Below are 20,072 nucleotides of genomic sequence, written 5' to 3'. Positions count from 1 at the left end.
GGCCCAGCCGCGCACGGCGGGTTCACCAGGAGTGTGCTACGTCGACAACGACGCGCGATCCGGCGCCCGGTCCATCGAGGGTGTGCACCTTGACCGGCAACCGGGCGCGCGTGCCCAAACCGACCGTGGTCTGGCCTTCGAAGGAACCGGCCCAGGCCACTTGACGGAAGGTCCGGTAGTCCCGCACGTCGGCGAGTTCGGCCCGGTTCGCGGGGTCATAGGTCGGGGTGAACGCGTCGTCGTAGGCGGGCGCGTTGATGGCGATGCTCAGGAACGCCTCGCCGCGCAGCGCAACGGGTGCGCCGGAGCCGTCCATGACCACCCGCTCGACGTAGCCGACGTGGTAACCCGGCACGGGCCCGGCGACGTCGAAGACCAGCCGGTCGAAGCAGTCGTGCCGCCCGGCGCGCACGCCGGTCAGCGGCGCGAGCGTTCGGGCTTGGCTCACCTTGGGGATCGAACCCCAACCGGAGGCGCATTCCGGAGCGGCGGACGCGGGGGCGGGCGCGATCCAGAGACCGGCGAATGTCACGAGGGAAGACAACAGCAGAAGCAAGCGACGCATGGTCGCACCGCCTTCGGGGGCACAGGGGATTGATGTATAACATGCATCGCACCCCGGGGATGCGCTGTTACGCAGGTCGGAACACCGAAAAGCATTGGCGAGCCGGACAACTCGGGTATGAGGCGAGACCTCGGCGGCTCGGAGTTTGCTGTGCGCCGACGCCCGCGCGGCCTGGACAGTAGGATCGCTGCTCCGATGCCGATCGACCAGGAGGTCCCAGGTTGCCGCCGTTTCTCTGGGAACAGCACTGCTGTCTACCGCTGTCGCCCGCCGCGCGCATCGGCGACCTCGCGCGCTATCCGGCCGGATCGTACCTGTCGGTGAACGTCGGATATTCGCGTCAGTCGACCGCGGATTCCCTGGCGCTGCTGGATCGTTTTCGCCGCGCCGCGTCGGTGGACGGCCGGTTTCGTCTCGTCCGCGGCGTCGAGGACATCGGAGCGTCCGACACCATCGCGCTCGCGTTCGATCTGGAGGACTCCGGCCCGCTCGGTGGCGACCTGGACAACGTCGCGCGGTTCTACGACCTCGGCGTGCGATCGCTGCTGCCCGCCTACAACCACGCCAACGCCGCGGGCTGTGGGTGCCTGGACACCGAGGACACCGGGCTCACCGGATACGGGCGCGATCTCGTGCACACCCTCAACGAAGTCGGGATGTTCGCCGACGGCTCCCATTGTTCCCGGCGCACCGGATTGGAGCTGGCCGAACTGAGCGTGGTCCCGATGATCTACAGCCACTCCAACTTCGCGGCACTGTGGGAGCACCCGCGCAACATCACCGACGAACAGGCGCGGGCCTGTGCGGCGACCGGCGGCGTGATCGGAATCAACGGCGTCGGAATCTTCCTGGGCCGCAATGCCGTCGGCGAGCGCGCCGAGCGGATCGAGGCGATGGCGCGGCACATCGAGTACGGCGCCGAGCTGGTCGGGATCGAGCACATCGGGATCGGGTCGGACTATTCGTTCGACGCCGAGGACTTCAACGCCGAAATGCGGAACAATCCGGGCGCTTTCTCCGAGGCATACACCAGATGGGGTCCACTCCAATGGGTCCCACCCGAGGACCTGACCGGCGCCGCCGACCAACCCGGCCTCGACGAAGTGCTGGCCCGGCGCGGTTTCACCCCAGCCGACCGAACCGCAGTATTCGGCAAAAACTTCCAACGCGTCGCCCGACAAGTCTGGCGAACCTGACCCCACGGGCCTTCCGTGAGTGGCACATCACCGAGAGGGCTACTCGCGTTCTGCCGCAGCCATGTGCCACTTGCGCTCATGGCAGGCGGACGAGCATTTTGCCGATGTTCGCGCCGGAGAGGACGCCGAGGAGGGCGGCGGGGGCTCGGTCGAGACCGTCGTAGACGGTTTCCTTGGTGTGTAGGGTGCCGTCGGCCAGCCATCCGGCGGCTTTGGCGATGTACTCGCCGAAGATCGGGAAATAGCTGCTGACCAGCATGCCGCGCAGGGAGAGTTCCTTGGTCGCGGCGAGGTACAGGTCCGGGCCGGGGTCCGCGGCGGCGCCGTTGTAGCCGCTGATGGCACCGACCAGCGCGATGCGGCCCTTGGGACGCATGGCCTCCACCGCGACGCGCAGGTGTTCGCCTCCGACGCTGTCGAGATACACATCGATGCCGTCGGGAGCGGCCGCCGTCAACTGGCCCGCGAGATCGCCTTCGCGATAGTCGATGGCGGCGTCGAAGCCGAACTCGTCGAGCAGCATCGCCGTCTTGGCCGCGCCGCCCGCCGACCCGATGACCCGTGCCGCACCGAGCGCCTTGGCGATCTGCCCCGCGACGCTGCCGACGGCGCCCGCCGCCGCGGAGATGAACACGGTGTCGCCGGGTTCGACCGGCGCCACATCGGTCAGCGCCGCGTACGCGGTCAGGCCGGTGGTGCCGAGCGCGCCGAGGTAGTGCTGCGGTGCCGCGAGCGAGGTGTCCACGGGTGCGGCGGTGGCGGCGTCGACCACCGAGTAGTCGCGCCAGCCCGCGAAATGGGTGACGGTGGTACCCACCGGAAGGGCCGCAGCGGCCGACGCGATCACCTCGCCCAGCGCCGAACCCTCCAGAGCCGCGCCCACCTGGAACGGGGGGATGTAGGACGGGCGGTCGTCCATCCGTCCGCGCATGTACGGGTCCACCGACATCCAGGTGTTGCGCACCAGGATCTGTCCTTCGGCGAGCTCGGGTATCGGCCGTTCGACCAGGGCGAAGTTCGCGGCGGTCGGTGCGCCGACCGGCCGCGCGGCGAGTTGGAACTCACGTGAGGTGATCGGGAGGGTCGAGGTGGTCTCGGTCATGACGGTGCCTTTCCGAAGCTCCGCGGAGCGACTTTCTTCGGGACTCGCACGGGTGCGATCCGGTACCGATGACGCTATGAGCGTTCCGCTTCCGCCCCCAGGTCCTGCGCCGCCACCAACCGGTCCTTTCGCGCCGAACCGCTGGCGACGTGCAAGGTCTGTCGTGGGGCGGACCGCCTGCTCCACCGCACTGGTCGCGGTTGCCGGTTTCGATGCGGACGCTATCGCCCTCTGGCCTGAGAGGGCGGCGAGCCGCTCCACCGTCGATAGGCCTTGCGCAACGCGCGGTCGTCGGTGAACCCGAGCCGCCCCGCGATCGCGGCGGTGGTCAATCGTCCCTCGGCGAGCAAGCTGCGCGCCTGCTCGTAGCGGGCGCGATCGTATTCCTCGCGCCACGTGGTGTTCTGCTCGGCCAGTTGGCGTTGCAAAGTGCGGGTGCTCACCGCCAGTCGGCGGGCAACGGCCCCGAGCGAGGCGTCGCTGTCGGCGATCGCCGACGCGAGCGCGAGCCGGAAGGACTCCAGTGGTCCCGGGATCGGTCGTGCGGTGGCCAGTACCAGGTCGGCGTGGCTGCGCAGCAGATCCGCCAGCAGGGGATCGGCGCGGACCAGCGGTGCGGTGGCGTCGGCCTCGGTGAAGGTGATCGCGTCGACCGGGGCGCCGAAGTCGATGCGGTCGGTGCCGAAGGCCTCGGCGAGGACGCGGTGGTCGGGCGGCGCGGGGCGACTGAAGGCGACCCGTTCCGGGATGACGGGGCGTCCGGTGGCTTCGCGGGCCCTGCGCAGGTAGTAGGCGAGCACGTATTCGTTGATCACCGCGACCGCCTCCGGGTCCGGCGCGGTGGTGCGGAAGCCGACGGTCAGGGCGCGGTCGTGCGTCAGGTCGAAGCCCTCCTCGGCCGCGGTGACCAGGCGGTGATACGGCTGTGCCGTGCGCAGCGAATCCGCCAGCGTCGGACCATTGGCGAGCAGGTAGTCCCAGGTGGTGAGGGTGCCGAGCGGTGCGGCGGCGGCGACGGACAAGCCGGCGCCCGGCCCGGTTCTCGTCCGGGCGAGCAAGTCCCACAGCCGCGCCAGAGAGTGCAGCGGTATCCGGTTCAGTTCGCTCGCGAGCGCCGCGTCGTCGGTACCGGGGACGGCGGCCAGCCGGTCGGCGGGGACTCCGGCGGCTCGGGCGGTGTCGCGGACCAACCGGGTCAGGTGGGTGGAAGCGGTACCGTCCAGCGGGTTCGGCGGCGATGCGCTGCCGCCGGGCGACGGCTCCGAGACCGGATCGACACGGCTGTTCACGGGGCATGCTAACCGCACAGGTGCACCCCGTTCTTCCCGCTCGCGGGAGTCAGCCGGTCGGGTGTGGCCCACGCCTCACTGTGGTGGGGGATGGGTGGGTGAACTTCCCGCTACAGAGTTAGGCTCGGTTCGTGACTTCCCACTACGATGTCGTCGTTCTCGGTGCTGGTCCCGGCGGATACGTCGCCGCGATCCGCGCCGCTCAACTCGGCCTGCGAACAGCGATCGTCGAGCAGAAATACTGGGGCGGTGTGTGCCTGAACGTCGGCTGCATCCCGTCCAAGGCGCTGCTGCGCAACGCCGAGCTCGCCCACATCTTCACCAAGGAGGCGAAGACCTTCGGCATCTCCGGTGAGGTGAACTTCGACTTCGGAATCGCCTTCGACCGCAGCCGCAAGGTCGCCGACGGCCGGGTCAAGGGCGTCCACTTCCTGATGAAGAAGAACAAGATCGACGAGTTCGACGGCAAGGGCACCTTCACCGGCCCGAACTCGCTGTCGGTCGAGCTCAGCAAGGGCGGCACCGAGACGGTCACGTTCGACAACGCGATCATCGCGGCGGGCACCGTCACCAAGCTGCTGCCCGGCACCCAGCTCAGCGCCAACGTGGTCACCTACGAGGAGCAGATCCTCACCCGTGACCTGCCCGGCTCGATCCTGATCGTCGGGGCGGGCGCGATCGGCATGGAGTTCGGCTACGTCCTGAAGAACTACGGCGTCGACGTGCGCATCGTCGAGTTCCTCGACCGTGCGCTGCCGAACGAGGACGCGGACGTCTCCAAGGAGATCACCAAGCAGTACAAGAAGCTCGGCATCACCATCACCACCGGTGCGGCCGTGCAGTCGATCGAGGACGACGGCGCCAAGGTCACCGTCTCGATCAAGGACAACAAGTCCGGCTCGGTCGAGACGGTCACCGTCGACAAGGTGCTGCAGGCCGTCGGCTTCGCGCCGCGCGTCGACGGCTACGGCCTGGAGACCACCGGCGTGCAGGTCACCGATCGCGGCGCGATCGGGATCGACGACTACATGCGCACCAACGTGCCGCACATCTACGCGATCGGCGACGTCACCGGCAAGCTGCAGCTCGCGCATGTCGCGGAGGCGCAGGGCGTGGTCGCGGCCGAGACCATCGCGGGTGCGGAGACCGTCACCCTCGGTGACTACCGGATGATGCCGCGCGCCACCTTCTGCCAGCCGCAGGTCGCCAGCTTCGGCCTGACCGAGCAGCAGGCGCGCGACGAGGGCTACGACGTGAAGGTCGCGACCTTCCCGTTCACCGCCAACGGCAAGGCGCACGGCCTCGGCGACCCGACCGGTTTCGTCAAGCTCGTCGCCGACGCCAAGTACGGCGAGCTGATCGGCGGGCACCTCATCGGCCCGGACGTCTCCGAGCTGCTGCCCGAGCTCACCCTCGCGCAGAAGTGGGACCTGACGGTCAACGAGCTGACCCGCAACGTGCACACCCACCCGACGCTCAGCGAGGCCCTCCAGGAAGCCTTCCACGGCTTGGCCGGCCACATGATCAACTTCTGATCCGGTCGCGGAGAAGGGCGTGCGATCATCGATCGCGCGCCCTTTTCGTCTGTCGGGCAATGGTTTCCGCGCCGGTAGGGCGGCCGGCGGTCGGCGCGGGCGCGGACGATCTGCTATACAGCGTGCATGTTTCGCAGGTGGCTGATCGGAAGTGTGCCGGTGCTCGTCGTGGTGGTGCTCCTGGGGACGGGCACCTTCTACCTGATGAAAGCGCGTACCTTCCAGTTGGCCGGGCACGTGGTCAGCCGGGTGCACACCGACGCGAGGGTGGTCGCGCTGACGCTGGACGACGGGCCGTCCGATCGGGCGCCGGAAGTGCTGAAAGTCCTTGCCGACGCACAGGTTCCGGCCACCTTCTACCTGAACGGCCGTGATCTCGCCGCGCACCCGGAGCACGGCAGGGCGATCGCCGCGGCGGGCCACGAGATCGGCAACCACACCTATACGCATCGACGGATGGTCTTCGTCACGCCCGGCACGGTCCGTGACGAAGTGGAGGGCACCGACGCCGAGATCAGGAAAACCGGTTACGCGGGCCCGATCACCTTCCGTCCGCCCTACGGCAAGAAGCTGTGGGTGCTGCCGCACTACCTCGCCGAGCACGACCGGGTCACCGTGACGTGGGACGTCGAGCCCGATTCGGGCCGGGCGGATGCCACCGCGGACGACATCGTGGCCGAGACCCTCGGCAAAGTCCGCCCCGGTTCGATCGTCCTGTTGCACGTCATGCACGGGCACGCCGACCCCTCGATCGCCGCCATCCCCCGCATCGTCGCCGAATTGCGGGCGGCGGGATACGAATTCGTCACCGTCTCCGATTTGATGTCGCGCTGATCAGGCCGCTCCGGTGTGCGACCCAGCGGCCGCCATGACGGGCGAGTCGGGTCAGCCGCCACGACGCCGGCGGTGGATGCGCACCCGCTGTCGCGCCGGAGTGCTCCGCGAGTTCGCCTTCCGATCCGCCTGCCGCGTCGAGCCCGGACTCGCGCAGCGGCCTGCTGCGATACGACGTCGGCCACGCCCGGTCGAGTTCATGCCGCAGGGATTGTTCAGCTAACCGGTCGGGAGCATGCCGTAGGCGTGGGTCGGCGTGAACAGCACCAGGGCGCGGCGGTCGGTGACCATCGCGTTGCGGTATTCGTCCCAGTCGGGATGCTCGCCGTTGGCGGCGCGGTAGTAGTCGACGAGCCCGTCGACCGTCGGGTCGTCGGGCGCGGCGGCCACCGGGGTGAGTTCTACCGTGCCTTCGAGCACGGCGTAGGCGAAGAAGTCCTCGCGGGTGACGTGCAGTGCCGCCCACGGGTCCCGGACCAGGTTGTGATACTTCGCACGGTCGGCGGTGACGGAGATGCGGATGCGGCCGTCGGCGCCGACGACGTGCAGCACGTTGGACAGTTGCGGGCGTCCGTTGCGGCGGATCGTGGTGAGCACGGACCTGCGGTGGTCGCGGGCGAAATCGACTGCGGCGGCGAGTTCCATGCCCGTGTAACCCGTGGTGACGCCGGTCTCTTCCCGGTCGCGGATCAGTCGCGGTGGTAGGCCGCCTGCGCCTCGCGCACACGGGGCATGTTGATCTCCAGCAGACGGATCAGCGCCTCCAGGTGTTCGGCCACCTCCGCCCCGAGTTCGGTGAGGGTGTATTCGACCCGCGGCGGAATCGTCTCCAGCACTTCCCGATGCACCATGCCATCGCGTTCCAATGCCTGCAGGGTCTGCGACAACATGCGCTCGCTCACGCCGTCGACCCGCCTGCGCAGGGCGCTGAACCGGTACGGGCCTTCGCGCAACGCGACCAGAGCCAGGGTGCCCCAGCGACCGGCGACATTCTGCAGGACCGGCCGCGAGGTGCAGTTGCGGGCGAAGACATCGGCTTCCAGCGTCGGGTCGTCGGCCTCGGCCGAGACATCGTGCTGGGTGGTCATGACAGCCATGGTACCCAACTTGACCGCAGTGGCTACGGAATGCATAGTACTTACGAATAGTTAGTGCATGCGGATTCGTACAGAGTTTTGGGAGGTAGTCATGACCGTCGCCGTGACCGGGGCCAGCGGGCAGCTGGGCCGACTAGTGGTGGAGGAACTGGTGCGCGCGGGGTCGACGCCGGTCGTCGCGATCGTGCGTGATCCGCTCAAGGCGGCGGACCTGGCCGACCGTGGCGTGGACGTCCGCCAGGCCGACTACGGCGACCCGGCCGCGCTGGAGCGCGCGCTCGACGGCGTCGACCGGCTCCTGTTGATCTCGGGCAACGAGTTCGGCGCGCGAGTAGCCCAGCACGCCAATGTCATTCGCGCGGCCGAGCGCGCGGGCATCGAGTTGCTCGCCTACACCAGCATTCCGAGCGCGACCGACAACCCGCTGATCCTCGCGCAGGAGCACCGGGCCACCGAGGCGGTGCTCGCCGAATCGGCGGTGCCGCACGTCCTGCTGCGCAACGGCTGGTACTGGGAGAACTACGCGGGCGGCCTCGCCCACGCGGTGGAGTCGGGCGTGCTGCACGGAGCGGCGGGCGAGGGGCGTGTGGCGGGAGCCGCGCGCGCGGACTATGCCGAGGCGGCCGCGCGAGTGCTCACCACCGATGGTCACGCGGGCCGGGTATACGAACTCGGGGGCGGTGCGAGCCTCACCTATGCCGACCTGGCACAGGCGATTTCGGAAGCCGCGGGCAAGCCGGTGCGCTACGAGAATCTGCCCGAAGCGGACTACGCCGCCGCGCTGATCCAGGCCGGGCTGCCGGAGCCCTACGCGAAGGCGCTCGCCGACGCCGACGCCGGCATTGCCACGGGCATTCTCGACGTGCGCTCCGGGGATCTGGAGAAACTGCTCGGCCGACCGGCTACCGCGGCCGTCGAGGTCTTCCGCGCAGCGCTCGGCTGAGTCTTCCGCTCACGCGCTGCCGCTCTTGCCGCCCAGGGCCGCCGTGGTGCCCGTCGGCATCTTCCGCCGCGGCTGCGCCCCTTGGTGGTCGGCGACCCGTCCTCCCGCGCGGGCACGGGACGTGTGGCAGATCGCGCTGGTGGTCGCGGTAAGCCATCCGCACGGCCCTGTCCGATGCTCTCCGGGCACTTTCCGGCGGCCGCCTCCGTGATGGGACCTGCTACCGAAGCCGATCGGCACAGCCGGTGCCGCGAGCTGAAGCCCGGATGCGGCGGCCTCCGCTCCATGCCGCCCAGCGCACCTCAACCCCAGGTTTCGAGCGAAGCGAGACCGAGCATGCGCCGTTCGCGGCCCGGCTCGGGGCCGAGTGGCCGCCGCGTCCGCGACGAAGTCGCAAGCGGTGGTCGCTCGGACCCGAGCCATGGAGGGGCCGCGAACACGCAGCGCCGCAGGCGCTGCAAATCGAACACAGCTCACACCCACTGCACCAGTTGGATGATGATCCCGTTGGGATCGGTCATCTGGAAATACCGCTCGCCCCATTCCTCGGTTTCGATGGGCGTCACGATCGGCACTCCCTCGCCTTGCAGCCGGGCGTATTCGGCATCGATGTCGTCGACGACGAAGACGACGAGCAGGCCCTCGCCCGCGCTGCCCGCCGCGCTCTTCGGTTTGAAGCTCGCCAATCCGGTGCGCAGATAGATGACGTTCAGTCCGGCATCGCTGCGGTCCAGCGAGACGAACCCGTCGGCGGACATCTTCTCCTCGAAGCCCAAGTGGTCGATGAGGAACTTCGCCGAGGCGACGGGGTCGGGGACATTGAGCGAGATGGCGGAAGCGGTGATGTTCATGGTCCTCCTCGGCGGGTAAACTCTGTACTCAGTACACTGTATGTTGTAGAGAGTTTGTTGACGGACTGCACTATGAGCTGGGTCACATCGATACCATCGGTGCTTCGAGGGCGTGAGGAGGCGGCGGTGGGACAGCCGAGAGAACGCAGCGGTGCGGGCGATCCGGTGCGCACGCTGGAGCTGCTATGGCGGATTTCGCCCGGCTCCGGCCGTGGCCCGAAGCAGCGCAGCAGCGTCGAAGCGGTCGTCACCGCGGCGATCGAGATCGCCGACGTGGAAGGGATCGGCGCGCTCACGATGCGCGCGGTCGCCACCCGGCTCGGTCTGACCCCGATGGCCACCTACACCTACGTGCCGGGCAAAGCCGAGTTGATCGATCTGATGCTGGACACGGTGTACGCGCGGATGGAGCGCGCCGACCTCACCGGTCTGCCCTGGCGCGAGCGGGTCACCCGGGTCGCGGCGGAGAACCGCGCCATGCTGGCGCGGCATCCCTGGGTGGCCTATCTGCCGACCACCCGGCCGCCGCTGGGCCCCGGCTCGGCCGCGAAATACGACCACGAGTTGAGGGCTTTCGCGGACCTCGGGCTCGACGACGTCACCATGGACGCCGCGTTGACCTACGTGCTCGGCTTCGTCACCTCGGTCGCCCGCATCGCCATCGACAGCGAGCGTGCGGCGTCCGACAGCGCCATGTCCGACGGGCAGTGGTGGGAACGGGCCGCACCGGTGCTGGCGCAGGTCTTCGATGCCGAGCGCTACCCGCTCGCCGCCCGCGTCGGCGCGGCCGCGGGCCAGGCGCACGACGCCGCCTACAGCGCCGATCACGCCTACGAGTTCGGTTTGGCGCTGGTGCTGGACGGATTGGCGCGCCGCATCGAGGGGCCCGCCGCCTAGACGCCGTCGCGCTGGATGCGCAGCGCGGTGATGGTGGACGCCAGCCCGTCGTATTGGTTGATCAGCAGGACGATCTCGATCAGGCTGCGCTCGTCGTAGTGGCTCGCCAACTGCGTCCAGGTGTCGTCGTCGAGATCGCGTTTCTGCACCAGCTGATCCACGGCGGCCAGCAGCGCGCGGTGTTTGTCCGACCAGCCCGCCGCCGCAGGCCCCGTGCGCAGCCGCTCGAGAATCTCGGCCGTCACCCCGGCGCGTTTGCCGAGCCGGATGTGATGGTCCATCTCGTAGTCGCAGTCGCGCAGATACGCGACGCGAATAATGACCAGCTCGGACTCGTGGCGGGGCAGCCGCCCGCCGGGCATGAGCTTGCCCGAGTAGTGCAGCCAGCCGCGGAACAGCCCGCGGGTGCGGCCGAGCGTGCTGAACAAGTGGGCGTCGCCGGTGCCCGCCGCGCGGGAAAGCACTTGCCAGACAACCCAGTTGAGCGGGCCGAGTTCCCGGAGCCGTCCGGGTGAGATGCGTGGTTGCAGCGCTGAAACCATGCTGGTTGCCACCTCCGCGTGGTCTGTGCGGCCGGCGTCGGTGCCGACCGAGAAAAGAGCCTACTTGGCAGTATCCCGCGTAGCGGCCACGATTCTTTTGCTTTCGGAGTGGTTTTCGGCCGGGTACCCCGTCATCATCAGTACCGGTGCGGGTGGCCGCAGCCGCAGTGGGCTTTCGCGGCGACAGGTGTGGACGACAGGTCGGCAGGGGAACAGATGCTGGTGAGGATCAGGCCCGGAGCGGAGCTTTCCGGCGCGGAGCAGGAATTCGTCGCGTGCCTGCGGTCGTATCCGACGACCGGCCTCGCCGTGATCGATCTCGAGGCCGACAATCGGCGCGTCGACGCGGTGGTGTGGACGCCGCGTGGCCTGACCGTGCTGGAGGTGCACGGGTTCCAGCGCAGGCAGAGCGGCATTCTGAGCACACCGGCCGAGGGGCCGTGGAAGATCAGCGACGCGCCGGTGGAACTGGACGACGCGGAATCCGGGAGCCCCGCCGACCGAGTCGAACACGGCATCTACGCGGTCAAGCACATGCTCCAGCGGGCACTGCAGGACCCGGGACACATCAGCGGCGCCGTCGTGCTCGTCCCGTTCCGCGGCGCCGTGGTGCGCCCGGCGCGCACCAATCTGCGGCCGGGCTTGGACGTCGTCGTCGGCAACGTCACCGACGCGACCGAGCTGCGCATCTACCTGGAGGGCTTCTCCGCGGGGCCGCGCAACTGGACCGCGGACCGGGTGATCGGCGCGTGCGGTGCGCTCGGTTTGGCGCAGCTCGCCCCCTCCCGCGCCGAACTGCTCGATGCGGGCTTCGAGGAGAACGTGCCGGAGCCGGTCACGACCATCCCGCGCGCACCCAAGCCGCGTGTCGAGCCGACGCCGGGCGCCGCGACGAAGAGCCAGGCCTACGCGGGTTGGTCCGTCGTCGTGATCGGCGTGATCGGAATCCTGTTCGTGCTCGGTGTGATCGCCACCGCGCTGGCACACGATTCGGCGCAGCCGGGGCCGGCGACCGATCCGACGACCAGCGTGACTCCGTCACCGCCCGCGTACCGGCCCACCGACTGCTATCCGTTCCAGCAGAACTGCTGACCCGTCAATCCCGTACGGCGCTGCCCAATTTGGTCAGGCGCAGCGCGTGCTGGGCGCGGGCCAGCACATGCGTTCGCGACGTGTCGATATGGGCGGTGAGCGTGGCCGACGCCGCGTCCACCGCCCCGGACACCAGGTGCTCGGCGACCGCGATGTGCTCGGCGGTCATCCTGGCGATGCGCTCCGGGGTCGGCATGTCCAGCGTGCGCACCGGGCGCACCCGGATGTGCACGGCGGTGAGCGCCTCGGCGAGTGCGGCGTTGCCCGCGGCCGTGAGCAAGGTGGTGTGGAACCGTTCGTCGGCGGCCACCAGCGCGGGGCCAGGCTCGGGCGGGTGGTCCCGCAGTGCGCGCCAGGCCTCGAGTTCGGCGCGCACGAGATCCAGATCGTGCGCGGGCGCCTCCCCGGCCGGACCCACCCGCCGCATGCCCCTGGCCTCCAGCACGAGCCGCAACTCGTAGAGGTGATCGAGTTCGTCCAGCCTGGGGCGGTACGGATAGAGGCCGTCGGAGAGCCGCTCGACCAATCCGTCCGCCTGCAACCGGGCCAGCGCCTCGCGCACCGGGGTGCGTGACACCCCGTAGGCCTCGGCGAGGCGCTCTTCGCCGAGCCGTTCGGTCGGCACGATGGTTCCGGTGGCCAGATCCCGGCGCAAGGAGTCGTACACCTGCTCGCGCAACGGAATCCGACCCCTGTCGCGGGTCACGGCGGCGCTCAGATCGCCATCGCCGAGCGGACGTCGCTCTCGGCGCCCGCGCCACCCGCGCCCGAGGAGCTCACCCGGCCGGATCGCAGCACGTAGTAGTGCTGCGCCGCCTGCAAGGCGAAGCCGATGTGCTGTTCGACCAGCAGCACGCTCAGTCCGCCGCGCCGGGTGAGGTCGATGATGGTGCGCTCGATCTCGGCGACCACCGACGGCTGGATGCCCTCGGTGGGCTCGTCGAGGATGAGCAGTTTCGGCTCGGTGATCAGCGCGCGCGCGATGGCGAGCTGCTGACGCTGACCGCCGGACAGCAGGCCCGCTTTGCGGCCGAGCAGCTCACGCAGCGCGGGGAACAGATCGAGCGATTCATCGATCAGCGCCTTGCCGCGCTTACGGCCGTCCGCGACCACCTGCAAATTCTCCGCTGTGGTCAGTTGCGGGAAACTCTGCTGTCCCTGCGGAACGTAGGCGATCCCGCGGCGCACCCGCCGCGACGGCGACAGTTTCGTGATGGTCTCGCCGTCGAACGCGATCCGTCCCGACTTCGTGCCGATCAGTCCGACGGCAGTGCGCAGCAGCGTGGTCTTCCCGGCGCCGTTGTGTCCCATGACGGCGACCACGCTGTCGCCCGGGACGGTCACCGAGACGCCGTGGATCACCTCGGTGCGGCCGTAACCGGAGTGGATATCGGTGAGTTCAAGCATCGCTGTCCCCTTTCTGGGGTGACTCCGGGCTCGGCGCGGTCGAGGCGTCCTCCAGCTCGGTGCCGACGGCCGCGGCGGTGCCGAGATAGACCTCCTGGACTTTCGGGTCCGCCTGCACCTGTTCGACGGTCCCCTCGCTGAGCACCGTGCCGCCCGCGAGGACGGTGACCGAGCTGGCGAAGGCGCGCATGAAGTCCATGTCGTGCTCGACCACCACGACCACCCGGTCGCCGCCGATGCGGCGCAACAGATTCCCGGTCTCCTCGCGCTCCTCGGCGCTCATCCCGGCCACCGGCTCGTCCAACAGCAGCACCGACGCGTTCTGCACCAGCAGCATGCCGATCTCGAGCCACTGCTTCTGTCCGTGCGCGAGCACCCCGGCGGGCTTGTCGCGAAGCTCGGCCAGGCCGGTGATCTCCAGCGCTTCCTCGATCGCGGGCAGCACCGATCTGCGGCGGCGCAGCATGGTGAGCGCCGAGCGGCCCGCGCCCGCGGCGATGTCGAGGTTCTGCAGCACGCTGAGTTGCTCGAACACGCTCGCGGTCTGGAACGTCCGTCCGACGCCGAGCCGGGCGATCTGGTGCACCTTCTTGCCGAGCAGCTCGACGCCGGTCTTCTGCGCCGACCCGGTCGCCGGGACCAGCCCGGTGATCGCGTCGATGAGGGTGGTCTTGCCCGCGCCGTTGGGGCCGATGAGGAAGCGCAGATCGCCCTGCAACACCGTCAGATCCACCTCGGTGACGGCCTTGAACCCGTCGAAACTCACCGACAGACCGCGGATCTCGAGATACTCGCTGGACATTCCGGCATTGCCGCCGAGCTTCGGTTCGTGCGTCGTCTCGGTCATCGCGATTCCACCTTCTCGGTCGCGGGTTCCGGCAGCGCCTCGGCCACCACGGCCGCGGGCGCGGCGGGGCGCCGCAACCGGTTGTCCCGCAGACCCTTCACCATCGGCCACAGTCCGGCCAGCCCCGCCGGGACGAAACCGACCACCGCGATGAACAGCACGCCTTGCAAATACGTCCACCCCGAGGGGAACTCCTCGGAGAACGCCGTCTGCGCCCAGGCCACGCCGATCGCGCCGAGCACCGGCCCGAGCAGGGTGGTCCGGCCGCCGATCGCGACGCCGATCAGGAACGCGATGGACGGAACCACGCCGATATCGGCGGGGGAGATGATGCCCACGATCGGGGTGAACAGCGCACCGGCGATGCCCGCGAAGAACGCGGCGACCACGTAGGCGACGATCTTCACGTTCGCCGGGTCGTATCCGAGGAAGCGCACCCGCTCCTCCTGGTCGCGCACCGCCACGAGCAGTTCGCCGTACCGGCTGTGCATCAGTTGCCGCACCAGCGCGACCACCACCAGCAGCGTGCCCGCGGCGAGGAAGAACAGCATGCGCCGGTTGACCGGGTCGGACAGCTTGAAACCGAAGAAGGCGCGGAAGTCCGACAGGCCGGTGAAACCGCCGATGGCCTGCTGGCCGGTGAGCAGAATGGCCAGCGCGGCGGCCAGCGCTTGGCTGAGGATGGCGAAGTAGGCGCCCTTCACGCGCCGCTTGAACACCCCGTAGCCGAGCACCGCGGCGACCAGCGCGGGCAGCACCAGAATGCCCAGCAGTGCCACCGGAGCCGACGCGAAAGGCTGCCAGAACGACGGCAATTCGCGGATGCCCGCGATCTCCATGAACTCCGGTACGTCGTTGCCGAGCCGCGCGGCGTCGGCCATCTGTAGATGCATGGCCATGATGTAGGCGCCGATCCCGAAGAACACGCCTTGACCGAGGGTGAGCATCCCGCCCCGCCCCCAGGCCAATCCGATGCCCACCGCCACGATCGCGAAGCACAGGAACTTCGCCAGCAGGTTGAGCCGGAAATCGCTGAGCACGGCGGGCGCGACCGCGAACAACAGCACGGCGGCGACGGCGAATCCGGCCGGCGCGCCGACCGAGGAGTGCGCGCGCCACCGTTGTACGAGCGTGGTCATGCCAGGCTCCTTGTCCGGACGGTGAACAGACCCTGCGGGCGGACCTGCAGGAAGATCACGATGACGACGAAGACGATGACCTTCGCGATGGACGCGGTGGTCGAGTATTCGATGTAGGAATTGAGCAGGCCGAGCGCGAACGCCGCGATCACCGTGCCCTTGATCTGGCCGAGCCCGCCGATGACCACCACGAGGAACGCGTCGATCAGATAGCTCTGCCCGATGGTCGGGCTGGTCGAGCCGATCAGGGTGAGCGCGACACCGGCCACGCCCGCCAGGCCCGAGCCGATGAAGAACGTGCCGATATCGGTGAAACGGCTGGACACGCCCGAAGTTTCGGCCAATCCGCGATTCTGCACCACCGCACGGATGCGGCGACCGAGCGGAGTCGCCTTGAGCACCGCGGCCAGCGCGCTCACCGCGACAATCGCCAGAACGAGGATGAAGATGCGCGTCTTCGGCACCACCGCGCCCAGGATCGTGACGCCGCCGCTGAGCCACTCCGGCGCGATGACGTTCTTGGCCGGCGCGCCGAAGATGTCGCGGGCCAGCTGTTGCAGCACCAGCCCGACACCGAAGGTGACCAGCAGGGTGTCCAGCGGCCGGTCGTACATCCACCGGATCAGGCCCATCTCCAACGCGGCGCCCAGCAGGCCGCCGACGAGGAAACCGATCAGCAGGGAGACCACGAGCGAGACGCCCGCCGACGAGATGACCTTCTGCACAACGTAGGTCGTGTAACAACCGGCCATGATGAACTCGCCGTGCGCCATGTTGATCACGCCCATCTGACCGAAGGTCAGCGAGAGCCCGAGCGCGGCGAGCAAGAGAATCGATCCCAGACTCAGCCCGGTGAAGAGCTGTCCGATCACAACGTCCATGGGAGAGAAAGCTCCTGTGTCTAATTTGCCGCGCCTTCGCGCCGCGAACGGCGCATGCTCGGTCTCGCTTCGCTCGAAACCTGGAGTTGGGGTGCGCCGGGCGCGTGGGGCGCGCGTGCGTGTGGACCAATGGTTCGCTTACCCGCGGTTCGTCCGTTGCTGTCCGCGGCCCCCCTCATTACTCGCTCCGCGTGATCGCCGTTGCGACTGTGTCGCTGGGCAGTCACCGAGAGCTGGGCCGCGGACAGCGGCGGACTACTTCAGGTCCTTGGCCCAGTCGTAGGACTTCAGGTAGGGGTCCGGCGTCACGGCCTTGCCGGAGTCCCACACCGAGTAGATGAGCCCGTCGGGACGGATCTCGCCGATCCGGGCGGTCTTGGTGATGTGGTGGTTGGAGCCGTCGATGGTGACCAGGCCCTCGGGCGCGTCGAAGCTGACGCCGCCGGCGGCGGCCTGGATGTCCTCCACCTTGAACGACTTCGCCTTCTCGACGGTGTTCTTCCACAGGTAGACCGACGCGTACGCGGCCTCCATCGGGTCCGAGGTCGGCTTGTCGGCGCCGAAGGCGGCCTTGTAGTCGGCGACGAACTTCTTGTTCACCGGGTTGTCCACGGTCTGGTAGTAGTTCCATGCGGTGAGCTGCCCGGCGATGTGCTGGGCGCCGATGCCCGCGACCTCTTCCTCGGCGATGGACACCGAAACCACCGGCATCTCGGCGGCTTTGAGGCCCGCGTTGCTGTACTCGCGGAAGAACGCGACGTTGGAGTCGCCGTTGAGGGTGTTGAACACCGCTCCCGCCTTGGCGGTGCGGACCTTGTTCACGATGGTGGAGAAATCGGTGGACCCGAGCGGGGTGTAGTCCTCGCCCTTGATCTCGATGCCGTTGGCGGCGGCGTACGCCTTGATCTCGCGATTGGCGGTCTGCGGGAAGACGTAGTCGCTGCCGACCAGGTAGAGGGAGGTGATGCCCTTCTGCTTGAGGTAGTCCAGCGCCGGGATGATCTGCTGGTTGGTGGTCGCGCCGGTGTAGAAGATGTTCTTGCTGTCCTCCAGGCCCTCGTACTGCACCGGGTAGTAGAGCAGTGAGTTCAGGCTCTCGAACTTCGGCTTCATCGCCTTGCGGCTCGACGAGGTCCAGCCGCCGAACACCGCGGCGACGCAGTCGGAGCTGATCAGCTTCTCCGCCTTCTCCGCGAAGGTCTTCGGGTCCGAGGCGCCGTCCTCGAGCACCAGATCGATCTTCTTGCCGAGCACGCCGCCCGCGGCGTTGATCTGGTCGACAGCCAGCTTGGTCGAGTTGGCGACGGTGACCTCGGAGATGGCCATCGTGCCGGACAGCGAGTGCAGTGAACCGACCTTGATCGTGTCCTTGGACGTGTCGACGCAGGAGGCGGCGTTGGAGCCGGTGGTCGAGGCGTCGTCCTTGGCGCCACATGCGGTCAGCAACAGGCCGGCGAGCGCGACCGCGGTGGGCGCCGCCACCACTCTGATCAAGCGCCTGGAGCGATGGGTGGCACGGGAATCTGGCATGGGGCGAACCCTCTCCTCATCAGGTGTTGCGGCGGCGTCGGCTGGGCGCCGCATCGAATATCGCCGTCTTCGCCCCGGTCACGGCTGTAGACGGGGCTGTATACAACGGCTGTATTCGTGATGCGAACGGTAGACAGAAGTTGTTGCGCCGGAATATCTCTCGATGACAAGTCCGTTTCGTCTGTTTCGCCTGTGTGAACCTTTTCCGTAAACGGACGGTGAACAGTTGTGAGGTTGTGGCAAACCCGCTGGCCGGGGCGGATGTGGCTACGGTTGCGTAGCGTCGCCGCGATGCGGCACGCTTCGATTCGTACGACGCCTGAACCGTCCCATGCCGCGGCGGCGGGCCGCGGACTCGAGTCGAGGAGGACCCGGTGGGCCACTACAAGGCGAACCTGAGGGATATCGAGTTCAACCTGTTCGAAGTGCTTGAGCTGGACAAACTCCTCGATACAGGGGCCTACGGCGACCTCGATTCCGGCACCGTGCGGGAGATCCTGTCCGAGGTTCAGCGCCTGGCCGAGGGCCCGGTGGCGGACTCCTTCGCGGCGGCCGATCGCGATCCGGTGGTCTACGACGCGACCACGTTCTCGATCGCTGTTCCGGAGCCGCTCCGTAGGACGATCGCCGCCGTGCGCGACGCGGAGTGGAGCAGGCTCGGCATGCCGGAGGGCATGGGCGGCACCCCGGCGCCCGCGGTACTGGTGTGGGCGGTCGCCGAGATGATCACCTGCGCCAATCCGTCGGCGTCGTTCTTCAACATGGGCCCGGTGATGGCGTCGGTGCTGTACAACGTCGGCACCGAGCAGCAGCGGCACTGGGCCACGCTCGGCTTCGAGAAGGGCTGGCAGGGCACCATGGTGCTCACCGAGCCGGACGCCGGTTCCGACGTGGGCGCGGGCCGCACGAAAGCGATCCGCCAAGAAGACGGCTCCTGGCACATCGAAGGCGTCAAGCGGTTCATCTCCGGGGCCGAGGTCGGTGACACCGCCGAGAACGTCTTCCATCTAGTGCTTGCCCGCCCGGAGGGCGCAGGACCGGGCACCAAGGGCCTGTCGCTGTTCTACGTGCCGAAATTCCTCTTCGATCCCGAGACCTTGGCACTCGGCGAGCGCAACGGCGTGTACGTCACCGGCGTCGAGCACAAGATGGGCCTGAAGTCCTCGCCCACCTGCGAGCTGACCTTCGGCGGCCACGGCGTCCCCGCCAAGGGCTGGCTGGTCGGCGAGGTGCACAACGGCATCGCGCAGATGTTCCAGGTGATCGAGAACGCGCGCATGATGGTCGGCGTCAAATCCTCGGGCACTCTGTCGACCGGCTATCTCAACGCGCTGGACTTCGCCAAGGAGCGGGTGCAGGGCGCCGACCTGACCAAGATGACCGACAAGGCCGCGCCCCGCGTCCCCATCACGCAGCATCCGGACGTTCGTCGTTCGCTGGCCATGCAGAAGGCGTACGCGGAGGGTCTGCGCGCGGTGTACCTGTACACCGCCGCGCACCAGAATGCCGATGTGGCCCAGCTCGTTTCGGGCGCCGACCCCGAGCTGGCGCACAGGGTGGACGATCTGCTGCTGCCGATCGTCAAGGGTGTCGGCTCGGAGCGGGCCTACCAGTACCTGACCGAGTCGTTGCAGACTCTGGGCGGTTCCGGCTTCCTGCAGGACTATCCGATCGAGCAGTACATCCGCGACGCGAAGATCGACTCGCTCTACGAGGGCACCACCGCCATCCAGGCGCAGGACTTCTTCTTCCGCAAGATCATCCGCGACAAAGGTGTGGCGCTCGGCCACGTCAACGCGCGGATCGCGGCGTTCCTGGACGCGAAGACCGGTCGTTTCGGCACCGAGCGCGAACTGCTGCGCACGGCGGCGGAGGACGTGCAGGCGATGGCGGCCACACTAACCGGCTTCCTGATGGCCGCCCAGCAGACGCCCGCCGAGCTCTACAAGATCGGCCTCGGTTCGGTGCGCTTCCTGCTCGCGGTAGGTGACCTGCTCATCGGCTGGCGGCTGCTGGTGCAGGCGGAGATCGCCGCCGCCGCATTGGCCACCGACGCATCGGAGAAGGATCGCCCCTTCTACGCCGGAAAAGTCGCCGCCGCCAGCTTCTTCGCCAAGAACGTGCTGCCGAACCTCACCGCATTGCGCGGCATCATCGCCGCCCTCGACAACGACATCATGAACCTGGACGAGGCGGTGTTCTAATTGCGGCGCCTGCGGCGCCGCGTGTTCGCGGCCCCTTATGGCTCGCGTCCGAGTGACCGCCGCTGGCGACTTCGTCGCGGACGCGGCGGCCGCTCGGACGCGAGCCGGGCCGCGAACGGCG

General features: G+C 68.5%; 20 protein-coding genes. 7 read left to right on the top strand and 13 right to left on the bottom strand.

Annotation, left to right across the window (positions count from 1 at the left end; translation table 11 throughout):
• Window positions 1-22: 22 nt before the first annotated feature.
• A complete protein-coding gene (locus tag ON19_RS28315; RefSeq protein ID WP_174377740.1) occupies window positions 23-565 on the bottom strand; it encodes an AMIN-like domain-containing (lipo)protein in 543 nt (180 codons plus the stop codon).
• Window positions 566-786: 221 nt separating this feature from the next.
• Between ON19_RS28315 and ON19_RS28310 the strand changes: the two genes are divergently transcribed.
• Complete coding sequence (locus ON19_RS28310; protein WP_043699254.1) at window positions 787-1,761, top strand: dipeptidase; 975 nt, start codon at window positions 787-789, stop codon at window positions 1,759-1,761.
• Between the two features lie 76 nt (window positions 1,762-1,837).
• On the opposite strand, the gene ON19_RS28305 is transcribed toward ON19_RS28310, so the two are convergent.
• Both ON19_RS28305 and ON19_RS28300 read right to left on the bottom strand, forming a co-directional pair.
• A complete protein-coding gene (locus ON19_RS28305; protein ID WP_043699252.1) occupies window positions 1,838-2,863 on the bottom strand; it encodes an NADP-dependent oxidoreductase in 1,026 nt (341 codons plus the stop codon).
• Between the two features lie 221 nt (window positions 2,864-3,084).
• Window positions 3,085-4,152, bottom strand: coding sequence for an AraC family transcriptional regulator (locus ON19_RS28300; RefSeq protein WP_043699249.1), 1,068 nt, complete (start codon window positions 4,150-4,152; stop codon window positions 3,085-3,087).
• Window positions 4,153-4,283: 131 nt separating this feature from the next.
• Between ON19_RS28300 and lpdA the strand changes: the two genes are divergently transcribed.
• Window positions 4,284-5,687 (top strand): dihydrolipoyl dehydrogenase, encoded by a 1,404-nt coding sequence (gene lpdA / locus ON19_RS28295; RefSeq protein WP_043699247.1) that lies wholly within the window; start codon window positions 4,284-4,286, stop codon window positions 5,685-5,687.
• 126 nt (window positions 5,688-5,813) lie between these two features.
• Entirely contained in the window at window positions 5,814-6,521 is a 708-nt protein-coding gene (locus ON19_RS28290) for a polysaccharide deacetylase family protein (protein ID WP_043699244.1), read from the top strand.
• Window positions 6,522-6,740: 219 nt separating this feature from the next.
• On the opposite strand, the gene ON19_RS28285 is transcribed toward ON19_RS28290, so the two are convergent.
• Window positions 6,741-7,166 (bottom strand): PPOX class F420-dependent oxidoreductase, encoded by a 426-nt coding sequence (locus tag ON19_RS28285; protein ID WP_043699241.1) that lies wholly within the window; start codon window positions 7,164-7,166, stop codon window positions 6,741-6,743.
• Window positions 7,167-7,210: 44 nt separating this feature from the next.
• A complete protein-coding gene (locus ON19_RS28280) occupies window positions 7,211-7,609 on the bottom strand; it encodes a winged helix-turn-helix transcriptional regulator (protein WP_043699239.1) in 399 nt (132 codons plus the stop codon).
• A 100-nt stretch (window positions 7,610-7,709) separates the two neighbouring features.
• Between ON19_RS28280 and ON19_RS28275 the strand changes: the two genes are divergently transcribed.
• Window positions 7,710-8,561, top strand: a complete 852-nt coding sequence (locus tag ON19_RS28275; protein ID WP_043699238.1) for an SDR family oxidoreductase — start codon at window positions 7,710-7,712, stop codon at window positions 8,559-8,561.
• 473 nt (window positions 8,562-9,034) lie between these two features.
• Here the strand turns inward: ON19_RS28275 and ON19_RS28270 are convergent, their stop codons facing one another.
• A complete protein-coding gene (locus ON19_RS28270; RefSeq protein ID WP_043699236.1) occupies window positions 9,035-9,412 on the bottom strand; it encodes a VOC family protein in 378 nt (125 codons plus the stop codon).
• 126 nt (window positions 9,413-9,538) lie between these two features.
• Here ON19_RS28270 and ON19_RS28265 point away from each other — a divergent pair, with 126 nt between their 5' ends.
• Window positions 9,539-10,309, top strand: coding sequence for a TetR/AcrR family transcriptional regulator (locus ON19_RS28265; RefSeq protein WP_043699233.1), 771 nt, complete (start codon window positions 9,539-9,541; stop codon window positions 10,307-10,309).
• On the opposite strand, the gene ON19_RS28260 is transcribed toward ON19_RS28265, so the two are convergent.
• Window positions 10,306-10,839 (bottom strand): carboxymuconolactone decarboxylase family protein, encoded by a 534-nt coding sequence (locus ON19_RS28260; protein WP_083899691.1) that lies wholly within the window; start codon window positions 10,837-10,839, stop codon window positions 10,306-10,308. The genes ON19_RS28265 and ON19_RS28260 overlap by 4 nt on opposite strands.
• A gap of 228 nt (window positions 10,840-11,067) precedes the next feature.
• On the opposite strand from ON19_RS28260, the gene ON19_RS28255 reads away from it, so the two are divergent.
• Complete coding sequence (locus ON19_RS28255; protein ID WP_043699694.1) at window positions 11,068-11,943, top strand: hypothetical protein; 876 nt, start codon at window positions 11,068-11,070, stop codon at window positions 11,941-11,943.
• Window positions 11,944-11,947: 4 nt separating this feature from the next.
• Here ON19_RS28255 and ON19_RS28250 read toward each other — a convergent pair whose 3' ends face one another.
• The 6 genes from ON19_RS28250 to urtA all read right to left on the bottom strand — a co-directional run bounded on the left by ON19_RS28250 (window position 11,948) and on the right by urtA (window position 17,747).
• Window positions 11,948-12,649 (bottom strand): GntR family transcriptional regulator, encoded by a 702-nt coding sequence (locus ON19_RS28250; RefSeq protein WP_043699230.1) that lies wholly within the window; start codon window positions 12,647-12,649, stop codon window positions 11,948-11,950.
• Window positions 12,650-12,657: 8 nt separating this feature from the next.
• Entirely contained in the window at window positions 12,658-13,350 is a 693-nt protein-coding gene (gene urtE / locus ON19_RS28245) for an urea ABC transporter ATP-binding subunit UrtE (protein WP_043699227.1), read from the bottom strand.
• Entirely contained in the window at window positions 13,343-14,197 is an 855-nt protein-coding gene (urtD, locus tag ON19_RS28240; RefSeq protein ID WP_043699224.1) for an urea ABC transporter ATP-binding protein UrtD, read from the bottom strand. The genes urtE and urtD overlap by 8 nt, the downstream gene beginning before the upstream one ends.
• The gene (gene urtC / locus ON19_RS28235; RefSeq protein ID WP_043699222.1) at window positions 14,194-15,336 is read right to left on the bottom strand and encodes an urea ABC transporter permease subunit UrtC; all 1,143 of its coding nucleotides are present in this window, start codon (window positions 15,334-15,336) and stop codon (window positions 14,194-14,196) included. Before urtC ends, urtD begins: the two co-directional genes overlap by 4 nt.
• Complete coding sequence (gene urtB, locus ON19_RS28230) at window positions 15,333-16,217, bottom strand: urea ABC transporter permease subunit UrtB (RefSeq protein ID WP_043699219.1); 885 nt, start codon at window positions 16,215-16,217, stop codon at window positions 15,333-15,335. The genes urtC and urtB overlap by 4 nt, the downstream gene beginning before the upstream one ends.
• Before the next feature lie 255 nt (window positions 16,218-16,472).
• Window positions 16,473-17,747 (bottom strand): urea ABC transporter substrate-binding protein, encoded by a 1,275-nt coding sequence (gene urtA, locus ON19_RS28225; RefSeq protein WP_043699217.1) that lies wholly within the window; start codon window positions 17,745-17,747, stop codon window positions 16,473-16,475.
• A gap of 374 nt (window positions 17,748-18,121) precedes the next feature.
• Here urtA and ON19_RS28220 point away from each other — a divergent pair, with 374 nt between their 5' ends.
• Entirely contained in the window at window positions 18,122-19,951 is a 1,830-nt protein-coding gene (locus tag ON19_RS28220) for an acyl-CoA dehydrogenase (protein ID WP_043699215.1), read from the top strand.
• Window positions 19,952-20,072 lie beyond the last annotated feature (121 nt).

The organism is Nocardia abscessus NBRC 100374 (genome assembly GCF_000308455.1).
Taxonomy (GTDB): Bacteria; Actinomycetota; Actinomycetes; order Mycobacteriales; family Mycobacteriaceae; genus Nocardia; species Nocardia abscessus.
The sequence above is the reverse complement of the archived record's forward strand: the minus strand, read 5'-3'. Positions and strand labels throughout refer to the sequence as shown.